This window comes from Nostoc sp., from assembly GCF_036918245.1.
Lineage (GTDB): Bacteria > Cyanobacteriota > Cyanobacteriia > Cyanobacteriales > Nostocaceae > Nostoc.
Map to the genome: position 1 here is coordinate 72,384 of NZ_JBALEF010000029.1, position 25,378 is coordinate 97,761.

A 25,378-nucleotide genomic window follows, 5' to 3' on the forward strand; every position below is an offset into this window, starting at 1 on the left:
TGTAGGCGTGTTGCAGGCATTTTTTGACGGTGAATAACCAAAAAAATAGCAAATTACACCGCGACTTTCAAAGCTGATTCCCTGTTTGCACTATTTATTGTTATTGATGCCAGACCTGATGTTATTTGCGATGGCAATGGTAATATTGATCCGCAGGTTTAAGCAGTAAATTTACTGGAGTTAACTATTTGCCTTTTATATAAGTTTAATAATTGACTCCTTCGCAATGTCAAAAAAAATCCTGCTTATACGTGATTTCCAGGATATAGCACGCAACGGCTGCAACGAAAAAACTATTAATTAATAAGAGTAATTATGTCAGACACCATCCCGATCGCAAAAGAGCCAACTCAAGACTTGTATGAGCAAATACCTGCTACTCACCTAGTTTTCATAGACCCACAGGTTGAGAACTACCAAAGTCTGGTAGCAGGTGTCTTGCCGAACACCTCTGTTGTAGTCTTAGATCCTGACCAGAATGGCATTGAACAAATTAGCCAAGTGCTGGCAACTCATCAGGAAATCAACACCCTACACATTGTTTCTCATGGCGCACCAGGGCAAGTCTACCTGGGGAACAGTCAACTCAGCTACGAAACCCTCAACCATTATGCTTGGCAACTCATGGACTGGGCAAATGTTTTGAGTGCAGATGCACAACTGCTGTTGTATGGTTGCGAAGTCGGGCAAACAGAGCAAGGTAAAGCATTTGTACAGCGTCTGAGTGAATTGACAGGTGCAGTAGTAGCGGCGTCTGATGACTTAACGGGGAGTACTGCATTAGGTGGTGACTGGGAACTGGAAGTTTCTACGGGGGCAATTGTTCCTACTCTGGCGTTTCAGCCAGAAGTAATGGCAGCCTATGCTTCAGTACTAAGTGTCCCACTGGTAGCGAATGCAATTCAGGATCAAGAAGCCACTGAAGACATACTCTTTAACTTCACCTTCCCAGATGACACCTTCACTGATGCGGATGTTGGAGACATCCTCACCTACAGTGCAACCCTAGAAAACGATGATCCTCTGCCAAATGGGTTGAAGTTCAATCCTAATACCCGTACCTTCAGTGGTACTCCTGAGAATGCGGACGTAGGTAGTATAAACATCAAAGTTACCGCTAAGGATGTTGGTGGAGAAACAGCCAGTGATGTGTTTAAAATCACGATTAATAATGTTAATGATGCTCCAGTCTTGGTAAAAGAAATTGCAGACCAAGAAGCCACCCAGAACATACTCTTCAACTTCACTGTCCCAGATGACACCTTTAGTGATGCGGATTTTGGAGACATCCTTACCTACACTGCAACCCTAGAAAACGATGATCCTCTGCCAAATGGCTTGAAGTTCAATCCTACTACCCTTACCTTCAGTGGTACTCCTGAGAATGAGGACGTAGGTAGTCTAAACATCAAAGTTACCGCTAAAGATGTTGCTGGTGAGCAAGCCAGTGATGTGTTTCAACTCACGGTTAATAATATCAATGATCCTCCAGTCTTGGTAAAAGAAATAGCAGATCAACAAGTCACTGAAGACACAGTTTTTAACTTCACCGTCCCAGTTGACACCTTTACTGATGCGGATGTTGGAGACATTCTCACCTACACTGCAACCCTGGAAAATGATGACCTACTACCCACTTGGTTGAACTTCAATCCTACTACCCTTACCTTCAGTGGTACTCCTGAGAATGAGGATGTAGGTAGTTTGAACATCAAAGTCACAGCTAAGGATGTTGCTGGAGAGCAAGCCAGTGATGTGTTTCAAGTTGCAGTTGCTGACAATACTCCTCTAGTGACAGTTACAGGCGATACCTTTAGTGTCAAGACTAAGCTGAACATTAAAGGTGATAAAGGAAAACTCTCAATCCAGATTAAAAACAACACCTCTAAAGAGGTGAATGAACTAAATGTATTTACTGTTGACGATGAAGAAGGTAGGATTAACGGCATAGCCCCTGGTGCAGAAGGCTATACACAAGCGGCTCTTTTGCGTTCAAAGGTGGTTTTCTCCACTCTTGCCAATTTGCCTAATGGTTTTAATCCTGCCGACCTGAAAAACATTTTAGAATTCGACTCTGATACCGAACTCAGATTTTATCTGGTATCCAACAGTACTACTCAAGCTGTACTGTCTGGAAAAACCCCCTTCTCAAGTGTGCTTTTTTCCTCAGCGACAAATAACAACATAGAAGATGAAGGGTTTTCTCTTAATTTCCAGAATTTGGTTGTGAATATTCAGCCAACCAATCAAGAGGTATCTTTGGGTACTGGTCTGCAAGGCAAATATCAAGGCGAACTGATTGATTTACGGAGTGTGACACAACCAGTAACAGCTGAGTTTGTAGTCAATAGAGAGGCATCTTACAATAACTTTGTCGGTTTCTATCAGGTAGCTGATGAAAATGGTGGTATTGACACCAACGGTGATGGCACGGCAGATATTCTCGTTGGACAGGCTGGCTACGCCGAAGCTGCTGTGCGTGGGCGTGTTGCAGGCATTGACTTAGCGGTGGGCAACCAAGGCACTGCAAATTACACTGGCACTTTCGATCCGAATTCTTTGTTTGCACCATTTATTGTTGTGGATGGGAGACCCGATGAGATTCTCAATGGTAATGCCAATAAAAATGTTTACTTCACATTCTTGGGTGCTAATTCAGATAAAGTAGATCACATTCGGCTGTTGGCAAATAATACCTTTGGTTTTGAAGATTTAGCAAATGGTGGTGACAAAGATTACAACGATGTGATTGTGCAAGTCAATTTGAGTGCCAATCTTGCCTAGTATCAAAGGCAAGTAATTACTTAGGAAAATAAAACAACCTCATCCCGGTTGCGGCATGAGGTTATTTTATGCATGGTGATTAAATGGACTCGCTATTAATTAAATTAGTAAATTTACTGAAGGCAGTTATTGTCTTTCCTTCATAAATTTAATAGTTGATTCCTCTAAGGTGACAAAAATCTTCACCTTTACTTTTCCAGTTAATTTTTATTAAATTAAGCTAGCAAAAAAGTGATGGAGAATTCTTTCATAATTAGGTATAGGTGATGTTTAACGAGGAAAGCTCCTGTTTTTCGCCATTAGTGATATTGTCAATCTCTATATTCGATGTAAAAAATAATTCAGAAATTTAAAGTTTTTTTTATTACATAATTTTTCATTAGGGTATTTACTTAGGAAAGCATCTGTGATATTTTCATGTTGATTATCATAAATTAAAATATGCAACGCTAAATTTAACAACCGCGTTTATGTGTCTTGGTTTGACGATCGGTATCCATATTGCATACTTGCAATGCTAAATATTGATTTTAATTTTGTATAAATTATATGGCGTTAACCAAGTGATAACTTATCCTCGATCTATTTATACTATGCTTGGTTTTGAAAAACGCATAACAATCGTAACCGTGTGATATAAAAACAGGTCTGCAATTAGACGAACCTTTCCTCTGTGGTTTTACACATTTAAACACCTGAATTCCAGAAAAGTATTGTCACTACTGGCATAAAACCAAACACTGCCACTGTTAGTAAAAGAGATAGCCCTTAATATTTTCGACTTAATTCCTCACTTTTACTTGTTTTATATGACTTATATTAAGAACACTTTTCCCGAATTTCTCACCGCCCTAGAGGGGTTTGAGCAGTTGCCAGATGGGGCGATCGCTAATCTGTCAGAACAACTGCAAGCCTGGCGCTATCGCATAGGTCAGAAAATCATCGGTAAAGAAAGCCTCCCGGAACACATCACCATCATTTATGAAGGACAAGTGCGCCTGTTAGGATATGACCCCCAGACGCAAATGCCAATCACCCTAAAATTACTGCAACCGGGGGAAATTATCGGCGAAATCAGTTTATTGCGCGATGTCGCCTGTGAAACAGCGATCGCTTCCACCGAAGTAGTATGTTTAACCTTGAGTGCATCAGCATATTTTAGCTTTCTGGCTTCATACCCAGCTTTTGCCGAAGCTCGTAAGAACCGCAGTTATTTGGTAGAAGTTTTCGATATTCTCGGTTCCTATTGGCAAAAGCAAGCGATCGCTACCTTAAATCTCAGAGAACTGGCAGAAAAAGCCTTACCCCAGGCGAAAATACATTATTTCCCTTTAGGAAAAACTCCATTCAACCAACTCGATAGCAAAAGCGTTTGGTTTGTGAGTGGCGGTGGTACAGTCACGAATTTCTCACCTGGCGATCGCCTAGAATCAGACGATGACAGAGACAAGATCCAGGTCATCGGTCAAAACCCCGCACGCTTGCTTGGTATACATCCGTCAGATTTGATTTTAGAAGATAATCATCAGATAGAACTTGCGGTAACTGAAACCAGAGTAGATAGAGATAGCGCTAACGACCTAGATATTATTCCGTACGCATCAGACGAAATAGTTCCACAGACACCCCCCGAAAATTCAAAGAATTCGTCAAAACAAAAATACCCATTTTTTGGTGGTAAAGGAGAACTAAATTCAGCCTTCGCCTGCTTCCAAATGCTCGCGAAGCACCTAGAAATACCGTTTCGTCGAGAGGTGGTTCGCCGCATCTTAACTGAGCAAATCAAACGTCAGGGCACTATATCGTTTCAAGTGACTGCTTACCTGGCAGAATTAATTGGACTTAAAGCGCAGTTGATAGAGTTACCAGTCGCCTCAGTGACGCGCATTCCGACACCGGCGCTGATTCATTATGGTGATAATTTTGCCGTTTTATATGAAGTAAATGCAAATACCGTGGTTGTGGGTGTCCCATCCAAAGGAATTGTGCGTTGCAAACCCGCTCAATTGGTTGAACAATTAGATGTCGATCCAACTGACTTTCCGCCCAAAGTTAGGGTATTACTGCTGAACGCTACCAATCAAACGCCGCAAGAGCGTTTTAGTTTGCGGTGGTTTATACCCTATTTGTCAAAGCACCGTCGAGTCCTAATAGAGGTCTTTATTGCTTCCTTTTTCGTGCAGTTGGCAGCGTTGGCAAATCCCCTAGTCGTTCAGTTAATTATCGACAAAGTTATTACTCAAAATAGTATTGGCACACTACATATTTTGGGGATTTTGTTATTAGTAGTCGGACTATTTGAAGCAGTGTTGACTACCTTACGAACCTACTTATTTGTCGATACCACTAATCGGATCGATATGGGTTTAGGGTCGCAAATCATTGACCACTTACTACGTCTACCGCTGCGCTATTTTGAACGCCGACCGGTGGGTGAACTTTCCACTCGCATCAACGAATTAGAAAATATCCGCCAATTCCTCACGGGTACTGCCTTAACAGTGGGGTTAGATGCTCTGTTCTCGGTGGTTTATATCGGTGTAATGCTGATTTATAGTTGGCAACTCACCTTAGTCGGCTTAAGCACAATTCCTGTGTTTGTCGTGATCACCTTAATTGCTTCTCCCACTATTAGCAGACAGTTACGTGCCAAAGCCGAACGCAACGCCGAAACTCAATCTTATTTAGTGGAGGTGATGTCAGGCATTCAAACAGTAAAAGCGCAAAATATCGAATTGCGATCGCGCTTTTCCTGGCAAGAGCGTTACGCCCGGTTTGTCGCTGCTGGTTTTAAAACAGTTGTGACTTCTACCCTCGCTAACTCTACCAGTAACTTTCTCAACAAACTCAGCAGCTTACTAGTTTTGTGGGTAGGAGCTTATTTAGTACTGCAACAACAATTAACTTTAGGCGAATTAATTGCTTTTAGGATTATATCGGGTTACGTCACCAGCCCAATATTACGTTTAGCTCAACTCTGGCAAAGCTTCCAAGAAACAGCCTTGTCTCTAGAGCGTTTAAGCGATATTGTCGACACCCCACAAGAAGGAGAAACAGACCGCTACAATATACCTTTACCTACGATCAAGGGAGCAGTGAAATATGAAAATGTTTCCTTCCGGTTTGGCACAAGTGGTCCTCTGCAACTTTCTAATGTCAACCTGGAATTTGCGCCAGGTAAATTTATCGGCATCGTCGGGCAAAGTGGGTCTGGTAAAAGTACGATGATGAAATTACTGCTGAGACTTTACGAAACTGAGTCCGGCAGAATTTTGATTGATGGTTATGATATCGCCAAAGTGGAACTTTATTCGCTGCGACGACAAATTGGCGTAGTTCCCCAAGAAACATTATTGTTTGACGGCAGCGTTCAGGAAAATATTGCCCTAACCAATCCCGATGCGACAACCGAAGAAATTATCGAAGCGGCTCAGGTTGCGTGCGCCCACGAGTTTATCATGAACTTACCCAACGGTTACAACACGCGGGTGGGAGAACGGGGTTCTGCACTTTCAGGTGGACAACGACAAAGAATTGCGATCGCTCGTTCTGTTTTACAACGACCAAAATTATTAGTTTTAGATGAAGCAACTAGTGCATTAGATTATCCCACGGAACGGCAAATATGTCTCAACTTAGCCAAAGCATTCAAGGGTGATACAGTATTTTTTATTACCCACCGACTGAACACCGTGAGTAATGCAGACATGATTGTTGTGATGGATAATAGCAGGGTTATAGAACAAGGTAGCCATCAAGAATTAATGGCTACTAAAGGTCATTATTATTACCTGTATCAGCAACAAGATGTAAACTTGTAATTAGTCATTCTTGAGGGCAAAGGTTTTTGGCATCGGGAAACATTGCCCACCCTACAAAAAATTCAAAATCCAAAACCCAAAATCGTTATGACTCAACTTAATGGGAATCACCTCAACGGCAATCACAAAAATGGAGTGAAGCAAGATTCACGGGTACTGACAAAACAACAGAAAGCTATTCAAGAGTCTTTAACTAACTCCAACACTCAGGAATTTGAGCAATCTATTGTCTTGCGCCAATCTCCAATTTGGTCGCGTACAATCATGATTACACTCGTGGGGCTAGCCTGCTTTGGAATTGCTTGGGCTTATTTTGCAAAAATTGAGCAAGTAGTGCCAGCAACAGGGCAGTTAAAACCGCAAGGAACAGTCAAAGAAGTTCAGGCTCCTGTTAGTGGAGTGGTGAAAACAGTTAATGTTAAAGATGGACAAGAAGTAAAGCCAGGAACTTTACTGCTAACTTTTGATTCCATAGCCTCTATTGCCGAATTAAATTCTTTGAATAAAATTCGCCTTGCATTAATGAAAGAAAACCAGATTTATCGCCGATTGATGAATGCAAGCACGGCCAATGGATCTGAACTGTTATATTTGCGTAGTAATTTGCCACAAGAAACTGCTTTTTTGCTAAAAAGTCGGTCAGCACTAGTAGCAGAAAATGAATTATTCCGCACTCAATTAAAAAATTCTGGTCAAGATTCTGGAGTAGGAATTGATGAACAACAACTTCTACGAGTAGCCAAACAAGAATTAGACTCTCGCTCCTCATCAGCACGATTAGAAGTAGAAAAAACCAAAAAACAATTTACTCAAAATCAAATTAAGCTGGAAGATAGTAAATCAAGTTTAGCTATTCAACAGGGGATTTTAAATAAACTGAAAGTATTAGCAGAAGAAGGTGGTATTTCTCAACTTCAGTATCTTAACCAGAAACAAGAAGTACAAAACCGTACAGCGGAAGTAGCGCAACTAGGTGAGGAACTAAAACGCCTCCAGTTTGATATAGAAAAAGGACAACAAGAGTTAAGCAATACGGTCGCTGTTTCTGATAAAAATATTTTGGATAAAATAGCTCAGAACAAACAGCAGATTGCCACAATCGATAGCCAATTCATGAAAGTTGTGCTGGATAATGAGCAGCGTTTGGCAGATGTCAATAGTAAAATATCTCAATCACAGTTAAACGTTAAATATCAAGAACTACGCGCACCTGTAGCTGGAACAGTTTTTGATTTGCAAGCAAAAAATCCTGGATTTGTCGCAACTCCAACTACAAAACTGTTGCAAATTGTCCCCAATGAAAACTATATCGCTGAAGTTTTCATCACTAACAAAGATATTGGGTTTGTGCGAAAAGGTATGAAAGTAGATGTCAGAATTGACTCCTTTCCTTACAGCGAGTTTGGCGATATCAAGGGAGAAGTGACTGGGATAGGTTCAGACGCATTACCGCCAGACCAAACCCATCAGTTTTACAGATTTCCGGCAAAAGTCTCATTAGATAAGCAATCCCTAGTGATTAAGGGCAAAAAAGTTAACTTGCAATCAGGTATGTCCATCAGTGCCAATATAAAAGTGCGCGAAGAACGAACTGTGCTTAGTTTATTCACTGAGTTGTTTACCAAGCAAGTTGATGCTCTTAAAGAGGTACGATGAAGAGGGTTGAGTTAAAAGACCGCAGTGACTCCACAAGGAGAGTTGCTGCTTCACTAAGTACATCAGTACTGAGTACTTTTTCCTCTCTCAGCACTCAACACTCTTGATGATGGTTAATTTTCAACGCATCGAACCTGCTCCCGGACAAGAATCAGTTTGGGATTATCCCCGTCCTCCTCTTTTGGAGGACACAACCAAACATATCCAAATAATCTTTAACGGAGTAGTAATTGTAGATACTCACAGCGCCAAACGTGTTTTAGAAACCAGTCATCCTCCTTCTTACTACATTCCCCCAGCGGATATCAAAATGGAATATCTACAGATGACTCCGCAATCTAGCTTTTGTGAGTGGAAGGGAAGTGCTGGTTACTACACAATTCGAGTTGGTGATAAAGAAGTCCATAATGCTGCCTGGTTCTACCCCAAACCCACACCAGCCTTTGAATCTATCAAAGAGTATGTAGCTTTTTATGCTCATTTAATGGATAAATGCTACGTTAATGGCGAAGAGGTGCAACCACAACCAGGTAATTTCTATGGCGGTTGGATAACCAGTGATATTGTTGGGCCATTTAAAGGCGCTCCTGGTACTTGGGGATGGTGAGTCGATTTCGGATTTTGGATTTTAAATAGCGAAACAATATCCTAACGATATCATCGGATATATGGATGGGAAAGATGGGTTCATCAAAGAGATGCAAAAGAAAGCATTGGTATGGTGGACACTTGATAAATCTGAATAACAGAATCTCTTTTACCCATCTTCCGTAATATTTAAAACTCCAATTCTGTCTTCCAAAGATAGATTAATAAACTAAGTTTTTTAAAATATCAAAAAAACCTGTTTCTCGGATTACTGAATTGATGTTCTAGCTACCTAGCAGCTTTCGTTTCAAACATCAAATACGTCCCTCCTAGTCCTTCTACAATTGTGCGTGTATTGGCAACCATCATTTTCTGATAAGTGTCCGCATCGCTTCCTGGTTCACCAAGTCCCTCAGCATATAGCTTTCTGTCAGAAATGTTCACTTCAGCTTCTGTGGCTACAGATTGAATCAGATTAGGATTAATTTCCACTTCAGCAAAAATTGTTGACACTTTAGCCCGTTTAATGTTTGTAGCCAAATTTTTGACTCGTTCGGCTGTCAGCTTTTTGTTAGTACTAATACTTTGCAATCCTCCTGCCAATGAAATACGGTATGCTTTGGCGTAATAACTCAGTGCATCAGAGGTTGTAACTAACTTACGTTCTTTGGTAGGAATACTGGCAATTCTTGACTTAATCCAGCTATCTAGTTGAGTGAGTTCATTTGTAATTTTTTTAGTATTACTGCTATAAGCTTCTGCATCACTAGATTGTAATTTTCTCAAATTACTATTAATTACCTCCACCATTCTGATAGTATTTTTGGTATTGTGCCAAACATGAGGATCGGTTACATTCTTACCACCTGCCTGAAATTTTTGTGGCTTAGGCACTGCCAGTTGAGCGACGGCTATTTTTGGTGTAGGGTTTTTAGTCGCTTTAATTAACTTGATCAGATTTGGTTCAAAATTGTAACCATTATAAAGAATAAGATTAGCTTGCTGAATGGCTTTACGATCTTCCGGTTTTGGTTTATAAAATTGGGGGTCGGCAGTAGGGGAAATTAAGCAGGTGAGGTTAACTGTATTTCCGGCAACCTGCCTGGTTAAGTCACACAATACGCTTGTAGTCGCTACAACTTGGGGAAGATTCTCATTTACTTGGGTGTTAGTCTGAGTGAATGTAGTTCTTACAGCTTGATTTCCACACCCAACAAATCCAATCGTCAAGGCAGCAAGAATAGCTGGGAAAAAATTATTCAATGGTGATTTTTTTGACATCCTCAGCTCCTACTGGATGTATAAAAAAAGATAATCATTATTGGTAAAGTATTAGTAAAATACCAGGGGAAAGTCTTCAGCAGGGAAGAGGTTAAGGGCTGACGGGGAAGCCTTCGGCAAAGAAAAGGGTAAAGGTTAAGGGAAGAGGAATTAATAGACTTTCTCCTTTATCACTTGTCTGTTTTCCCAGTCCACACCCAGCAATTTTTGGTTGGCGAACCACTAGTAAGGTTTTTACAGGCAAAATATTAGTTAATTGCACACGACAGGCCAGAAAACTGGTAGAGGTAGGAACACAATAATAAAGGCAATGCTAGGGAGTCTCCAAGGAGTGTAGTGTAGTTCTCTTACCATCTGTTGAAGGGTCTATACCATTGTGCTTACATCCCACAAAGGTTGCAAATTGACTAAGATTATCAGGTTAAGGAGTGGGAGGTAGTAATGATGGGGCTTATCGAGCATACGGGTTGATTTCGCAAACCGAGTCGTGAATCTAAGGCAATTGTAGCTGTGGTTTTGCGAGGTGTGGACATATCATTGTTACAAAATTGGCAAATTGGCGATTTTTTAGCCATCAACCTTTGTTACACTAATTTTCAGCTAGTAAAGCCTTTCAATATCGTTTAGAGCATCATCTAACTACTTTTTATTGCCAGAATCCAGATGTACTTTGTGCCATAAATTTTATCCTTTAGTTTCTTCATCATTAAATAAGAGCCAAATCAAGTATATAGAACAATTCCTCAAAGCTAATATTGGTCAAGATAAACAATGGTAATTTTAGTTGTCATAATTAACACCCTGATTTCACTGATACTAATCTATGTGGCTTGGCGGGTGTGGCAACTTAAGCAGCAGCTAGCATACATAGCAGATAGGTTAACCGCCTATGAAAGTTGTACCAATGCAGCCCTGAATAAAGCACCCGAAAATATTTATCTCAGTCAACAGAATATTTATAACTTACGGCAGAGAAATCAAGCGCTACAAATACAAATTCAACAAGTGCGGCAAATTATCAGTCTACTTTTGCTAGGACGGCAAATCTGGCAGCGTTATTTTCTGAAGTTAGAGTTAATATCTGGGAAAAGAACAGTTGCAAAATGAGTTACAGCAGAATTCAGAATTCAGAATTCAGGAGTAAAACACGCTTTATACCTGGGAAACAGAATTAGCTTGTGTACCTCACCAACTTGAAATCTTCTGTATGCCAGGTTGAGATGAACATTTATGATTAGGGGTGATGCGGGGACATATAGAGAAGTCCGTAGTAAGATCCCATAGGGTGCATTAGCTTCTAGCGTAGGCATAGCCCGCCGCAGGCATCGCTTCCTCTTTCCATAACCTAATCTTAAGCAACCTAGCCATACCGGGTACGGAACCACGCAAGACATAACACAAAGAAACGCCCGCCAGAAGGCTTACCGGAGGTATCAAAACTTTGGGAGATACAGGGAGTTTTGAATTATAAGTAATTAATGCTTTTAGTATTAATGAATAAAAGCAACATTTCTGGCTGATATTTTGTCACCATAGATTAACTGAATAAAATCGGTTAAGTCTTGCAAGGGGAGAAAACCCACCTAAAATGGGTGTAAGGAGAGAAACAACAAGATGTCTAATAACCGTTCTGGAGTATTTTTTGGCGGTTTGATGCTAGGAGCTACCATCGGTGCTTTAACCGGTTTACTGGTGGCTCCACGCACAGGGCGCGAAACGCGTAAAATTTTGAAAAAATCTGCCAATGCTATCCCAGAATTGGCAGAAGATTTATCAATGAGTGTGCAAATTCAGGCAGATCGTCTCTCTGCTAGCGCCCTACGAAACTGGGATGACACTTTAGATAGATTACGGGAAGCGATCGCAGCAGGTGTAGATGCCAGTCAGCGAGAAAGCCAAGTCTTGAAGCGACAAACATCTGTTGAAGACTCAGATTCACTTCCCCAGCAATTAGAACGTTCATAAATGACACAACCGTGATTGAACCCCTGTTTTGGTTGGGACTTTCTTTACTTTTAGTCGCCACAAGCTTGACTGCGGTTTTAGTGGCGGCGATACCGGCTTTGCAGGAGTTAGCACGCGCGGCTCGCAGTGCAGAAAAGCTATTTGATACTCTCTCACGGGAGTTACCACCCACTTTAGAAGCTATCCGCGTGACTGGCTTAGAACTTACTGACTTAACCGATGATGTCAGTGAAGGCGTAAAAAGTGCTAGTCAAGTCGCGAAACAAGTTGACCAAAGTCTTGATACTGCCAGAAAACAGGCTCAAAATCTGCAAGTAGGTACACGCAGTATCTTTATTGGCGCGAAAGCTGCTTGGAGAAACTTCACGCGCCAAAAACCCGCAAGGCGGATGAGCGATCGCTTGCCAAATAATGAAAAACCACCACTGACGTTGCGACAACGAGAAGTGCTGAGGCAAGAAAATCGCCGAATCAAAGCAGAAGTGTACCGCGCTAATGACGGTTACAACGACGCCACTAGCTGGGAAAACAATTTCGATGAGGAAGATTGAGCAAAAAAAGGGCATAGAGCATTGCTTATCTTCCTTGTTGCGGATGTCAAAAGGTGCTATTTCATCAGCTTAAAAAAAGCGATTTTCGTTTATGGATAAACTTATATTTTAATTGGAGATAGCTGTATTTTAACTATAGCTGAACGATAGGTACTGTAAAGTTAATTAGAAGGCATTCTTCAAAGTCGTCACCTTCCCAAGTGCCAGCGTGTCGAAGGATGGAGCGTCCAGAAGCAGGACGGTATGTAAGTTGCTCTTGATCATTAGAAGTTTCTGTAGAATCCCTTAAAGGGATAGGTTCAAGCTTACCTAGTTGCAACTCCTTTTTTGTATAGTTAACCTTAATAGAACGGATCAAATCGAGTGCTTCTGTTAGCAACTCCGGCCGTAAAGTTTCTATTTCTTGGATTAATAATTCTTTGTTAGTCATCTCTCACCTCTAATCATTTCCCTTTTATTGTATGAGGAACCCACTATGGCTTAGTCAATTTTGAGTTGTTAAAAACTTTGACGATAATAATAATCAAAAATAGGGTGGATGAGTCTAGTGTCTATAGCCTGCTCCCCTCTCCCTAGCCACAGGAAGATTTTGAGTATTTTAACTGATTGACAAAATACACTTTATCTTTATATATCACGAAGGCTACTCTCCACTCTCCAAAAACCTTTTGCTTTGATCCCCTAGATTAGAGTAAAGTAAACAAGTGTAAAGAACTATCATTTTTCTAGTACTCTTTTAAAACAACTTGTTCGCTTTTACCGTTGATATTTGTATAAAAACGTCCATGCAATCTTGTTTTTGGCGACGAATTCTAATATCTATTGCAATATTTTTCCTGGCTGGGTCAATTTGGGTGATGCATTCTCCCCCAGCACTGGCTTATGACAATCCTGAGTTACTTCCTGACACCTTTACCCCAGTTGTAGATTTAGCTAAATCTCTGCCTGTGCTGCAAGAAGAAAAGCTTGTCAAAGATTTAGAGCAGTTTGAAGCCGACACAGGCTGGAAATTGCGAGTCTTAACCCAGTATGACCGCACCCCAGGTCGCGCGGTTATAAAATATTGGGGTTTGGATGACAAAAGCATTCTACTCGTTGCTGATTCTCGTGGTGGTAACATCCTTAGTTTTAGCGTCGGTGATGCTGTTTATGAACTTTTACCCCGGACTTTTTGGATAGAACTGCAAACCCGTTTCGGTAATTTGTACTTTGTCCGAGAAGAAGGCGAAGACCAAGCCATTCTACAAGCCTTAGAATCGGTTAAAGGCTGTTTGCTTAAAGGGGGTTGCAATGTTGTCCCCGGACTACCACGAGAACAGTGGATTCTCACCTTGATTACCTCAGTTATTGGTGGGGTGATTTGTGGATTTGCAGCTCAACCCCGCGAAAAAGGACAAGTTTTTGCTTGGCAATGGGCTTTAATTTTCTCACCTTTGTGGGGAATATTGTTTATTGCCTTCGGCATTGGGCCAGTTGTGACACGTACGAGCGACTGGTTGCCTTTAGTTCGCAATATCTCTGGGTTTCTCATTGGGGTCTTGGTTGCCTATCTATCTCCTATTTTCACTCGGTCTTCGGGTAATGAGTTATGAGTGAGTAGTTAGGAGTGAGTAGTTTAATTAACTTATAACTTTTAACTCCTAACTGTTAACTCTCTGAAGCTGATAAGCTGAAAGCTAATATTTGAGAAGCTCAACAAAAATGGAATGGCACGTAACTGATGCTCAAAGTTTAGCAATCATTGATAGTGAAATTGGCGATCATGTCTTTTCACCCGCAGAGTATGAGATTGTGCGTCGGGTAATCTACGCCACGGCTGACTTTGAGTATAAGTCTTTGATTCGCTTTTCTGAGCGTGCCTTGCAAGCTGGAGCAGCAGCGCTAGCCGCACGTACCACGATTGTGGTAGATGTCCCGATGGTACAAGTAGGTATTGCCTACGACATTCAAAACACCTTTGCGAATCCAGTGTATTGCAGCATGGAAGCTCTAACACGCCCTCAAAAAGAAAAAACTCGCGCAGCATGGGGAATAGAAACGTTAGCAAAGCGTTATCCAGAGGGCATTTTTGTGGTGGGTCAAGCGCAAACGGCACTGACTGCACTGGTGGATTTAATTGAAGTTGAGGAAATTAGACCTGCTTTAATAATCGCAACTCCAGTGGGATTTGTAAATGTTGATGAAGCTAAGGAGCGTTTACAAGACTCTCTAGTGCCTCACATTATAATTGACAGCCGCAAAGGTAATGCAGTTGTAGCAGCTGCGATCGTTGATGGGTTGGTAGACTTAGCTTGGCAAGCCTATGGACAAGATAGAAATCGGGGGAGCTAGAAAAGTCGGCTTTATCATACCCTTGATGCCAAATAGTATTTAAAAGGACTGACATATCCTGATATTATATTTTTGTTAAGTAGTGCCTATAAAGGAGCCTTTTGTTGTGGTAATTCGAGGTTTCAGGTTAAGCGCATATCTTGCAATTCCTGTGGTATTAGGTCTTTTGGTTGAGCGAGAAAGGATAAAAATATATTTAGTTGAAAACATTCCTCAGATATTCACTAACAAACAAATTATCCTATCTAGCCATCAGCTAATCAGTAGTAGGGCAACTCCGAAAACATACTATGTTAGTGGTAGTGGAAATGACAAAAATAGCGGACTCTCTACTTCATCTGCCTTTAGAACAATTCAAAAGGCAGCAAATCTGACTAACCCTGGCGATACAGTATTGATTATGAACGGAGTCTACAGGAATGCAAAACCAGGTGGGGACGTAGTATCTATTACTCGCTCTGGAACAGCAAATGCATGGATTAAGTTTAAAGCATATCCTGGACATCGACCTAAAATTCAACACAATGGATGGCAGGGAATTTTCATTCACAAGGGAGCGTCATATATTGAGATAAATGGGTTGGAGGTGATAGGAAACAATGCCAACATAACTCTTGATTATGCGATGAGTCAGAAAACTAATAAACAAAACCCGCTAACGAATGGAAACTGTATTAATGTAGATGGCCGAAAAGATGGTCGTAGTCATCATATAAGTATTGTCAATAACAAGGTACATGGGTGTGGAGGAGCAGGCATTTCAGCGATTGAATCAGACTATGTGACAATAGATAATAACGAAGTGTTCGATAATGCCTGGTATAGCGTTTATGGTTGCAGTGGCATTTCGATTTTGAACGGTTGGAATTATGACAACAAGCGGGGATACAAGATGTTTGTTACTAATAACAAAACCTACAACAATCGCATGTACATCCCTTGGATTGCAGTCGGAAAGATCACAGATGGTAATGGTATTATTATCGATAGTTCTAGAAACGATCAGAATAACTCAAAATTGGATGCATATAAAGGATATACTTTAGTTAAAAACAATCTTGCATTTAATAATGGTGGCTCGGGTATTCATGCATTTTTAAGCGAGCATGTTGATATTGTAAATAACACAGCTGTTTTAAATAATCAGAGTCCAGAACTTAATGGCGGGCAAATATTTGCTCATACCTCATCTGATGTCAAAATTCTCAGGAACATTCTTTATGCTTTTCCTGGAAAAAATATTAATAATAAGACTAAAAATAAAAACGTTATTTATGATTATAATATCTACATCAATAGTTCTAAAATAAATGTTAAGGGGTCTCACGATATTGTTGCAGACTCACAATTTTTAAGCAAGTATCCCACTCTAGAAAAAATATCTGGCGATTGGAAATCGCGGTTAGATAAACAAAATCCGCCAACACGGTCTTATGTAGAACCTAAGTCGGCAGGTTTTGCCTGCGGGACGGTGACTTATCGTTTGCAAGGAAAACTCATCAAAGTAGGATGCTCTCGTTAGCAATAAGGCAGGAAATTCAGGGTAGGAGAGATAGATTTATCCCGAGTCCGAAAGCTCGAACCTCCTGTAGCAATTTTGTATAAATATGCGCCAAATTATATAAGAAAGAAACCGCATAGACGCAAAGCGGCTACCCGCAGGGTAGGGCGCATAGACACGAAGTGGTTTCCCGTTCGCGTAGCGTCTCCGACAGGAGAAGCGGGAACCTAAAATCAAATAGACAAATTTTAATGAGATATTTCTTTTTAAGAGCTAAGTTTTTATCTCAAGATCGCTATGACAATCACCCTTTCCCAGCAAGCCTTTGATGAACTATTTCAGGAGACGGTGGAACGTTCCCAACACCCAGATCCAGATGATGTGTTGGATGTGGTATACAAATATCCGCGACGGCTGGGACAAGGTTACTGGCGGAGAATTGAGTTACGCCAAGGGTTGGAGTTGATAATTGGCAATTTGCAAATGCGCGATCGCATGATTATTATACAGCCAGAACAAGAACATGATTGGTTAGAGTATCACTTTCATTTTTCTGGAGAACATCACGATCAATACAGAAGTGTTGGTGCAGGCGAGTATAGTTTCGTAGGAAGTGGACTAGATCCCAAGCAAACGAGTTATTGTTCAGATAAAAACTCCTTTCTGGAGGTGAATATCCTGATGCAGGCTGAATCACTATATTCTTTTGCTGCCAATCAACAAGGACAATTACCTCAAGTTTTGCAACCGTGGATTCGGCAATCTCATCAAACATATTACTGCAATTGTGGAACTGCAACACCTGCTATGCAGACTGTTACACGGCAAATTATTGAGTGTCCTTATCAAGGAATTGCCAAGCGGCTGTATTTGGAAGGTAAAGCTTTAGAGTTGATGGGAATGTTGGTTGCACAGGAGATAAAAATTAAGGATGGTAATAACCACCCTCACACTTTGAAGTCGGATGTAGTAGAAAGAACCTATCATGCCAGAGATATTCTGGTGAAACGATTAAGTAATCCGCCTTCGTTTATGGAATTGTCAAGGGCAGTAGGTTTAAACGACTATCTTCTCAAACAGGGATTTCGTCAGGTATTTGGCACAACAGCTTTTAGTTATTTACATCACTATCGCTTAGAACAAGCGCGTCAACTCCTAGAAACTGGAGATATGAAAGTGTCAGAAATTGCTAACATTGTTGGCTTTATCAGTCACAGTTACTTTACCACCGCCTTTAGGAAAAAATTCGGTTTTTGTCCTAAGCAATATCAAATGCAGCAGAAAAAATCCGTCTAGCGATAAAAAAAAATCCGTCTAGGGATAAAAAAGGCTTCACGTTACACCAGAAATTTGAGTAATGTTTTTGACAATTACTATCAATTTTGGTGTGAGCAGTGTTGAATTTGTGGCAGACATCGCTATTTCTGACAGGTATATTTTTTATTTTGGGGATACAAGTAACATCGGCAGAGACTGCTGATTCTAATCGCAGCGCCCAAATTTTGGTACAGTTACCAACATCCACATCAGAAATCATCCCAGTCACCGGAGTAAAGGCAAATCCTACAGACAAAGGTGTAGAGGTAATTTTAGAGACAACTCTTGGGGAACAACTGCAAATTACCAACCGCAGCACAAGTAATAATTTTATTGCTGATATTCCTAATGCTCAGTTGCGTTTGCCCAATGGTGATGGTTTCACCTTCCGTTCAGAAAAACCGCTTGCAGGAATTACTGAGATAACAGTTACAAATATTGATAGCAATACTATCCGAGTGACAGTGGTAGGTGAGAATACTTTACCGAGGGTTGAGTTATTTGATGATGATGCAGGGCTGGTTTTTGGGATAAATTCTGCTGCAACAGCAATGCAGCCACAATCAGAAAAGCCAACAACTGAGACACCACAAGAGCAACCACTTGACTCACAGCAAGATGAGCCGATTGAGTTGGTAGTTACGGGAGAACAAGATGGGTATCGCGTACCCAACTCCTCAACTGGGACAAGAACAGACACACCTTTGCGTGACATTCCTCAATCAATTCAAGTCGTGCCCCAACAGCTACTGCGCGACCAGCAGGTTAATCGCCTAGACGATGCGCTCAGAAATGTTGCAGGTGTCATAGCAGAATTTACGGCTGGTCCAACCGTTTACTATAAAATTCGCGGATTCGGTGTAGCGGATAATAGCTTGCTCAGAGATGGATTACCTGATCCTGGTGTTGGAGATTCGGTTGAGCTTGCCAATGTAGAGCGAATCGAAGTCCTCAAAGGTCCCGCATCCGTGCTATTTGGCTTGGGCAGTCCGGGGGGAAGCATCAATATCGTCACGAAACGTCCCTTGAGCGAACCTTTCTACACCGTTGATGCCACCATTGGCAGCTACAGTTTCTACCGAGGCGCGGTTGATTTCTCTGGGCCATTAAATGACTCAAAAACTGCACTGTATCGTTTTAATGCCGTCTATAGAAATTCAGGTAGTTTTATCGATTTCTACAATAGTGAAAGTTTGAGCCTATCCCCTGTCATTAGTTTGGCGATCGGCAAGAAAACTAATCTAACTTTGAGCGCAGACTACATCGGAACTAGAGACTCTGGCAAAGGATTTGGTCTGCCGACTGTGGGCACGATATTTGCGAACCCTAACGGTAAACTCCCCCGTAATCGCAACTTGACTGAACCGACCGATAACATAGATGGAACAACCGTCAGAGCTGGGTATCAACTAGAACATAAATTTAACGACAATTGGTCTTTAACCAATGCGTTTCGGTATGGTTATCGTAGTTACTATTCCACAGAAACGAGACTTGATGGTTTGGATGCAGACAACCGAACGATGAATCGTTCTTTCTCAATCTATGACAATAGGTTTACTAGCTATACTCTAACCACAAATGTTGTGGGCAAATTTTCTACAGGTTCAATTGGGCATCAGCTTCTATTTGGGGTTGATTTGAATCGGTCGATAAGTGCAGTACCAAGAATTGCATCTGATGGTGCTGCTGCTTCCATTAATATATTCAATCCTGTTTACGGTCAACCCAATGGTGGTAGTGGTTTATTTCCCTTTGAATATAGTAATGAAGCAACAACAGACTCTTTTGGCATTTATCTTCAAGATCAAGTCGCCCTTACAGAAAGCCTGAAAGTACTTCTAGGCGCGCGATTTGATGGGTTTAAGCAAGTTTCTGAAGATTTTATTGCGAATACAGAAAGTAGCCAATCAGATAGCGCCTTAAGTCCTCGAATTGGCATTGTTTATCAACCCATCCCCGCTGTTTCACTCTATGCCAGCTATATCAGTTCATTTACGCCAGCAAGAGGCACATTTCTTTTTGGCAGTAATTTGGATACCCTTTTTGATCCAGAACGGGGTAGACAGTTTGAGGTTGGAGTAAAGGCAGATTTAAACAGCCGACTTTCGGCAACACTTGCTCTCTATGATTTGACCCGTACCAATGTTTTGGTAACAGATGATCAAGATTTTCAAATCCAAACGGGCGAGCAGAATAGCCGAGGGGTTGAACTGAGTTTGGCGGGCGAAATTTTGCCGGGATGGAATATTTCTGCCGGCTATGCCTATACGGATGCCCGTATTACCGAGGATGCTACTTTTGAAGTTGGAAGTCGTTTGCAAAGTGTCCCAGACCATACTTTCAATCTATGGACAACCTACGAAATTCAAAAAGGTGATTTAAAGGGTTTAGGATTTGGTTTAGGTTTGTTTTTTGTAGGCAATCGCGCTGGAGATTTACCAAATACTTACGATATCCCAAGTTATCTTCGGACTGATGCATCTATTTTCTACAACAGAGATAGATTTAGAATCGGACTCAATTTCAAAAATTTATTTGACGTAGAGTATTTTGAAATTGGATATTTTGGTGGTCGTGTTGACTATGGACAGCCCTTTACAGTTCAAGGAACTGTTTCTTGGCAGTTTTGAGGTTGATCGTAACAAGGGCGATCGCCAGTGGGAAACCAGTTGGATTGGTAGGGTTTATGAGTTGCACTACAAACTACTCGCAGGCGACACTGGCTTGCCGATCGTGGGTATCGTCGCCCTCTTGACCCTGATTCTCAGGCTCACGGGGATTGTGCTGTGGCCCGGTTGGCGCAAACTTGTTATCGGGACTTAAACATTTTTGAGGCACAAACAATCCTCAAACCCATACAGGGCAAGAAAAATACACCAAATGCTCAAAAATGCTTTAAACCCAGATATATCAAGAAACTAGACAAAACGATGTCAAAGTCTCTCTGTATATAAATTTGAGGCTTTTTTCTGGCTACTTTTTGTCTAAGTCCCAAAACCTATACTAATCACTTCTTCAATCCTCTACTCTACGACGCTGCCGACGCGGCTTTTGTTGTTGGTCTTCACGCAAGCGGCGACCGACTTCGTTAAAGAAATCCCGCCGCAGATAAGGATAATCGCTAACCCACAGGTCACGATTGGGAAAGTATATATCACTGAATTCTTCAATACTGCTCAAATCTGGGCGATTTGACATCACTACCATTTCTGCAATTTGACCGCGAGTAATAACTTTGTGAGCAGGACGCAATGGTGCTACAAATTCAATGCTAAATCCTGTATCATCACCCACCTCTAAGTTTATCTGTTTTTCTCGGTTTTCTACAATCACCAATTCGCCTTTGTTGTTGACTGTTTCGGTTTTACCCATCAACTGGTCTGTAATCCACCAATCTAGGACTCGACCACGGAAAAAGCCGCCGTACTTGTAACGGCGGCATTGTAAATTCCGCATACTTGCTTGAAACACTGGATACCACAACCAAAAAAAAGCGCCAATTACCCCTAGCACAAATACTATTGAAGCAAACTCAAGCTTGAAAATAACTGTTATAAGCAAAATAACAACTATCGCAACTACAGAAATTAACAGCCGTTGCAAAAAATTTGAGAACTTCCCCCAGTAGTACTTGTACTGCAAACCAGTGGCAATTAGGGGGACAACTTGTTCAAATTTCTGGCGAGTCAGTGGTACTAACATGAGTGCTAAGTAATGAATGCCCAATAGTGAGTTTAAAGTATCTTTTCTAATCCATATACTAACGACTTTAGCGCTAAGACTTTGCGAATCGCTAGTAGCACTCCTGGCATATAACAAGCGCGATCGCTCGTATCATGTCGTAAAGTATAAATCTGTCCTGCTGCGCCAAAAATTACTTCCTGATGGGCAATCAATCCCGGCAAGCGCACGCTATGAATTCTAATCCCTTCATCTGCGATACTGCCCCTCGCTCCTGCTAATTTTTCTGTTTCTTCTACAAGAGCAGGGTTAAAAGTTTTACCCAATTCTCCTAATAACTGCGCCGTTTGAATGGCAGTACCACTGGGAGCATCAGCTTTTTGGTTGTGATGCAGTTCGATAATTTCCACATGGTCAAAATATTTGGAAGCTGCAACTGCGGCTTGTTGCAACAGTACCATCCCAATGGAAAAATTAGGAATAATTAGACAACCTGTGCTAGCTTTGTCGGCAAAATCTGCCAAATCTTGAATTTGTTCTGGACTTAACCCAGTAGTGCCGACTACAGGACGAATACCGTAAGCGATCGCACTGCGAATATTGTCATAAACTGAATCGGGATGGGTAAAGTCTACAATCACCCCTGGAGGAGATTGTCTGTCACCAGCCACATACCCCAACATCGGTTCTAATTGATTGGTAATCGGCACTTCCAGAGGTTCACTTAAACCCGCCAACTCCCCAGCATCTTTATCTTGATGTTCCAAACTGTGGTCAATTGCACCCACTAGGTTTAAGTCAGGCGCTTGCGCCACCGCCTTAATTACTTCACGGCCCATTTTGCCAGCAGCACCGTTGACAATAACCGGGATAGGAGCTTGATTCGTCATAGGTCGAGAAATACTTTTTGAGTCAACAAGGGAATTGTAAAGACTTTGGCGATCTAGTAGCTAGCTTCTCAAATTTCTGGCTTAATTCCACCTACCCTGAATTGTGCAGCTAATCGCTTAGTTTTTCTACTTCCCAAAATATCGGTTCTCGTTTTCATTGCACTATAGCGCTTCTCGTTTGTGTGAGGTACACCCGTAGGGGCACGGCACTGCCGTGCCCCTACACCCCGCGATATAATCTTGTACCGCATCTAAATGTGAACCGCTATATCTTACCCAGTAACCCGTTTTATTTGCCGATCGTACTGCCTTGATAAGTAGTTCTTATAAAATATATCAGCCTTTGTTTGTCAAGTCTAGTTGACCATTTATAATATTATTGTTATATTTATTTACATAGCTTAGTAAAGCCCCAAAGAAAGCTGCATAGCTAAAATTGCACCTTGTTTATTACCTATATAGTTTTGCTTGCGTTGGGTGTTAACTAAGAAAAACAGACTTTGGTATTGCAATATCCTATCGACATTTGGACTTCTCCCATCTACCTCGGCTATCAAGTCGGGGTTTTTTATGTTCTCGATTAGCACCTTATTTCTTTAACTTTTCTAAGGAAACTTTCGTTCGCGCACTTCCACAGCATAATCTTGCACGGCTTTGGTAATCGTCTCGCGCAAATTCGTGTAAACTTTGGCGAATGGTGGATGCTTTTCTGCCAGTCCAAGGACATCTGAGGTAACTAAAACTTGTCCATTGCAGTGAATTCCTGCACCGATACCAATTGTGGGAATACTTAATTTTTGTGAAATCTGCATTGCCAAATCTGCGGGTATATGCTCTAACACTAGAGAAAATACACCCGCTTGTTCGAGAGCGATCGCTTCTTGTAAAATCCTCTCACTAGCTTCTTGCGTCTTTCCTTGTTGTCGCAAACCCAGTTGATGTATTGATTGCGGTGTCAAACCCACATGACCCATGACCGGAATTCCAGCTTCTACTAAACGAGCCACAGTTTGGGCGATCGCTGGATAGCCACCTTCCAATTTTACCGCTTGAGCGCCCGTTTCCTTTAGTACTCGCCCAGCTGAGTGCATCGCTTGTTGGAGACTTTCTTGATACGTCAAAAATGGTAAATCTACAACTACTAATGCCCGTTTAACCCCACGGCGCACAGATTTGGCGTGATAGATAATTTCATCCAAAGTTATTGGCAGTGTTGTTTCATACCCTAGAACTACTGCCATAGAATCACCCACAAGGATTAAGTCTACACCAGCTGCGTCGAGGAGTTGAGCGATCGCATAATCCCAGGCGGTCAACGCGACAATTGAACGTCCCTGTTGTTTCCATTGAATTAATTGCTGGGTAGTGATTGCCATTTATTTGAGTGCTGAGTAGTGAGTGCTGAGTGCTGAGTTAGAAGTTAGGAGTTTTGAATCTAAAAAATTTTTTAACTTATAACTCCTAACTCATAACTCTTAAGTAATCATTTAACAGCGCGACTGAAAGCAATATGGGGTTTTGCACTGTCTGTTTTGGGCATTAACCAAGCTAGACCTTCACTAGTGCCAATCCATAATTTATTGCCGATGTCAGGTGCAAGGGTAATAACCCGACTAGAAGGAAGTCCAGCAACTTCTCCATCTAATACAGCTCCTGTATTTGGATTTAATCGTAACAAACCATTATTAGTCCCCACCCAGAGACTACCATCTTTAGCAAAACGTACCGCTGTCACGTCACGCCCGCGCAGACGAGTTACAGACCGCAACACTGCACCAGTTTTTGGGTTAATAACTAGCAAATTATTCGGCATTCCCGCCCAAATTAACCCTTCTGGACTAATAGCCAAAGCTTGTACAGTTGTCCCTGGTAAATCGGCTATTCGCTTCATAATCGCAGCACTAGCAGTATTTACCCGCACCAATCCATCAAGAGTACCAACCCACAATTGACCTTCAGCATCTAAAGTCAGGGCGTTGGCGCTGACACCAGGCAGATTTTTTAATGTTGTCATAATCAAGCCTTGGTCGGGACTAATGAGAGCTAAACCACTATCGGTTCCAGTCCACAAATAACCTCGTTTGTCAAGTAATAGTGACAATACGCGTTTAGAAGGCAAAAATAAATTTTGTGCGGTGATTTCGTTAGTGCGGGGGTCAACTCGAACTAGTCCCTCATAACTTCCTACCCACAAACGTCCTACCTTGTCTTGGGCTAAAGCACCAATGGCAACATTTGGTAAACTAACACGAGAAATAATCTTGCCGGTTTTAGGATCAATCCGCGATAGTCCCCGCCAAGAACCTACCCAAAGATTACCTGTAACATCTCCTAGTAAGTTACCAACACGATAATCAGTTTTTGGCGAATTTTCTTCAACTCCCCGCTCATCGGGTAAAGGTTCTACTCGCGGTGGCGGTGGGGAAAGTGGGTAAGCAGGGGTTACATCAGATGAATTAATCTCAGGGGTTTTTTGTGCCCATCCCATATTTGGCAAAGCTATCAACCCCAGCAAGATAGAAGTAATTAATAAACTAGTACGCTTGTAAAACAATACCACGGTGACATTTCCTTTGGAGACAGTACCCATAGCATTTACCTAAACTGGCTTTGGGTTAATTTCAGTGTTCCCCTAGCTGTGATTTTTTAAACATTGGGAGTGGGGAGTGGGGAGTGGGGAGTGGGGACTGGAGACTGGGGAATAGGGACTAAAAAATAAATACTTAGGAATACTTTCTCATTAGCCAATCCCCAGAGATCATTGATGACATTTTGTAAAGCTTTTGTAACAAAAAGTTTAAATCTTTATGTAATAACAAAATTAAATAGATAAGTTAAAAACTTTCAAAGAATAACTTATCGAATTCTTGATATATTGTGAAACAAGTTACAAATTACGTGGTGTGCAATTCTTTTATCTTTTGCTCACCACTCTGCTAAATCTCTGTCAAATAAATTCTTTTCTGGTATCTTTTCCATCAAAGGGAAAGATATAAGGAGTGTAAAGGC

The 25,378-nt window shown here is 41.4% G+C and carries 21 protein-coding genes; 13 read left to right on the top strand and 8 right to left on the bottom strand.

Annotated elements, in window-relative coordinates; all coding sequences use genetic code 11:
• Positions 1 to 315: 315 nt before the first annotated feature.
• From V7L12_RS06750 to V7L12_RS06765, 4 genes are all read left to right on the top strand, one after another.
• On the top strand, positions 316 to 2,784 hold the full coding sequence (locus V7L12_RS06750) for a putative Ig domain-containing protein (RefSeq protein ID WP_335083234.1): 2,469 nt from the start codon (positions 316 to 318) through the stop codon (positions 2,782 to 2,784).
• A gap of 809 nt (positions 2,785 to 3,593) precedes the next feature.
• Complete coding sequence (locus tag V7L12_RS06755; RefSeq protein WP_335083236.1) at positions 3,594 to 6,605, top strand: peptidase domain-containing ABC transporter; 3,012 nt, start codon at positions 3,594 to 3,596, stop codon at positions 6,603 to 6,605.
• 87 nt (positions 6,606 to 6,692) lie between these two features.
• Complete coding sequence (locus V7L12_RS06760; RefSeq protein ID WP_335083238.1) at positions 6,693 to 8,261, top strand: HlyD family efflux transporter periplasmic adaptor subunit; 1,569 nt, start codon at positions 6,693 to 6,695, stop codon at positions 8,259 to 8,261.
• Positions 8,262 to 8,370: 109 nt separating this feature from the next.
• Positions 8,371 to 8,868, top strand: a complete 498-nt coding sequence (locus V7L12_RS06765) for a DUF427 domain-containing protein (protein ID WP_335083332.1) — start codon at positions 8,371 to 8,373, stop codon at positions 8,866 to 8,868.
• 269 nt (positions 8,869 to 9,137) lie between these two features.
• Here V7L12_RS06765 and V7L12_RS06770 read toward each other — a convergent pair whose 3' ends face one another.
• Positions 9,138 to 10,130 carry a metal ABC transporter solute-binding protein, Zn/Mn family gene (locus V7L12_RS06770; RefSeq protein ID WP_335083240.1) on the bottom strand — a complete coding sequence of 331 codons (993 nt, stop codon included), beginning with the start codon at positions 10,128 to 10,130 and terminating at the stop codon, positions 9,138 to 9,140.
• A 91-nt stretch (positions 10,131 to 10,221) separates the two neighbouring features.
• Positions 10,222 to 10,392 (bottom strand): hypothetical protein, encoded by a 171-nt coding sequence (locus tag V7L12_RS06775; RefSeq protein WP_335083243.1) that lies wholly within the window; start codon positions 10,390 to 10,392, stop codon positions 10,222 to 10,224.
• Between the two features lie 509 nt (positions 10,393 to 10,901).
• Here V7L12_RS06775 and V7L12_RS06780 point away from each other — a divergent pair.
• The 3 genes from V7L12_RS06780 to V7L12_RS06790 all read left to right on the top strand — a co-directional run bounded on the left by V7L12_RS06780 (position 10,902) and on the right by V7L12_RS06790 (position 12,646).
• Positions 10,902 to 11,237, top strand: coding sequence for a hypothetical protein (locus tag V7L12_RS06780; RefSeq protein ID WP_334824590.1), 336 nt, complete (start codon positions 10,902 to 10,904; stop codon positions 11,235 to 11,237).
• 507 nt (positions 11,238 to 11,744) lie between these two features.
• Positions 11,745 to 12,095: a YtxH domain-containing protein gene (locus tag V7L12_RS06785; RefSeq protein ID WP_292867016.1), complete on the top strand. Its 351-nt coding sequence runs from the start codon at positions 11,745 to 11,747 to the stop codon at positions 12,093 to 12,095.
• An 11-nt stretch (positions 12,096 to 12,106) separates the two neighbouring features.
• Positions 12,107 to 12,646, top strand: coding sequence for a DUF948 domain-containing protein (locus V7L12_RS06790; protein WP_335083248.1), 540 nt, complete (start codon positions 12,107 to 12,109; stop codon positions 12,644 to 12,646).
• Between the two features lie 133 nt (positions 12,647 to 12,779).
• Here the strand turns inward: V7L12_RS06790 and V7L12_RS06795 are convergent, their stop codons facing one another.
• Entirely contained in the window at positions 12,780 to 13,076 is a 297-nt protein-coding gene (locus V7L12_RS06795; protein WP_335083250.1) for a DUF2281 domain-containing protein, read from the bottom strand.
• Positions 13,077 to 13,431: 355 nt separating this feature from the next.
• On the opposite strand from V7L12_RS06795, the gene V7L12_RS06800 reads away from it, so the two are divergent.
• The 6 genes from V7L12_RS06800 (at position 13,432) to V7L12_RS06825 (ending at position 20,621) form a co-directional block, all read left to right on the top strand.
• Positions 13,432 to 14,238: a TPM domain-containing protein gene (locus V7L12_RS06800; protein WP_335083252.1), complete on the top strand. Its 807-nt coding sequence runs from the start codon at positions 13,432 to 13,434 to the stop codon at positions 14,236 to 14,238.
• 109 nt (positions 14,239 to 14,347) lie between these two features.
• Positions 14,348 to 14,977, top strand: a complete 630-nt coding sequence (locus V7L12_RS06805; protein WP_335083254.1) for a precorrin-8X methylmutase — start codon at positions 14,348 to 14,350, stop codon at positions 14,975 to 14,977.
• Between the two features lie 106 nt (positions 14,978 to 15,083).
• Complete coding sequence (locus V7L12_RS06810) at positions 15,084 to 16,499, top strand: right-handed parallel beta-helix repeat-containing protein (RefSeq protein WP_335083256.1); 1,416 nt, start codon at positions 15,084 to 15,086, stop codon at positions 16,497 to 16,499.
• A gap of 276 nt (positions 16,500 to 16,775) precedes the next feature.
• Positions 16,776 to 17,774: a helix-turn-helix transcriptional regulator gene (locus tag V7L12_RS06815; RefSeq protein WP_335083258.1), complete on the top strand. Its 999-nt coding sequence runs from the start codon at positions 16,776 to 16,778 to the stop codon at positions 17,772 to 17,774.
• Positions 17,775 to 17,872: 98 nt separating this feature from the next.
• Positions 17,873 to 20,428 (top strand): TonB-dependent siderophore receptor, encoded by a 2,556-nt coding sequence (locus V7L12_RS06820; protein WP_335083260.1) that lies wholly within the window; start codon positions 17,873 to 17,875, stop codon positions 20,426 to 20,428.
• Positions 20,382 to 20,621, top strand: a complete 240-nt coding sequence (locus V7L12_RS06825; protein ID WP_335083262.1) for a PepSY-associated TM helix domain-containing protein — start codon at positions 20,382 to 20,384, stop codon at positions 20,619 to 20,621. The genes V7L12_RS06820 and V7L12_RS06825 overlap by 47 nt, the downstream gene beginning before the upstream one ends.
• A gap of 192 nt (positions 20,622 to 20,813) precedes the next feature.
• On the opposite strand, the gene V7L12_RS06830 is transcribed toward V7L12_RS06825, so the two are convergent.
• The 5 genes from V7L12_RS06830 to V7L12_RS06850 form a co-directional block, all read right to left on the bottom strand.
• On the bottom strand, positions 20,814 to 21,500 hold the full coding sequence (locus tag V7L12_RS06830) for a phosphate ABC transporter permease (protein WP_335083264.1): 687 nt from the start codon (positions 21,498 to 21,500) through the stop codon (positions 20,814 to 20,816).
• A gap of 32 nt (positions 21,501 to 21,532) precedes the next feature.
• Entirely contained in the window at positions 21,533 to 22,369 is an 837-nt protein-coding gene (gene dapB / locus V7L12_RS06835; protein WP_335083266.1) for a 4-hydroxy-tetrahydrodipicolinate reductase, read from the bottom strand.
• A 68-nt stretch (positions 22,370 to 22,437) separates the two neighbouring features.
• Positions 22,438 to 22,620, bottom strand: a complete 183-nt coding sequence (locus V7L12_RS06840; protein WP_335083268.1) for a hypothetical protein — start codon at positions 22,618 to 22,620, stop codon at positions 22,438 to 22,440.
• A gap of 354 nt (positions 22,621 to 22,974) precedes the next feature.
• The gene (gene panB / locus V7L12_RS06845; protein WP_335083270.1) at positions 22,975 to 23,745 is read right to left on the bottom strand and encodes a 3-methyl-2-oxobutanoate hydroxymethyltransferase; all 771 of its coding nucleotides are present in this window, start codon (positions 23,743 to 23,745) and stop codon (positions 22,975 to 22,977) included.
• A gap of 107 nt (positions 23,746 to 23,852) precedes the next feature.
• A complete protein-coding gene (locus tag V7L12_RS06850; RefSeq protein WP_335083272.1) occupies positions 23,853 to 24,959 on the bottom strand; it encodes a ligand-binding sensor domain-containing protein in 1,107 nt (368 codons plus the stop codon).
• Between the last annotated feature and the right edge of the window lie 419 nt (positions 24,960 to 25,378).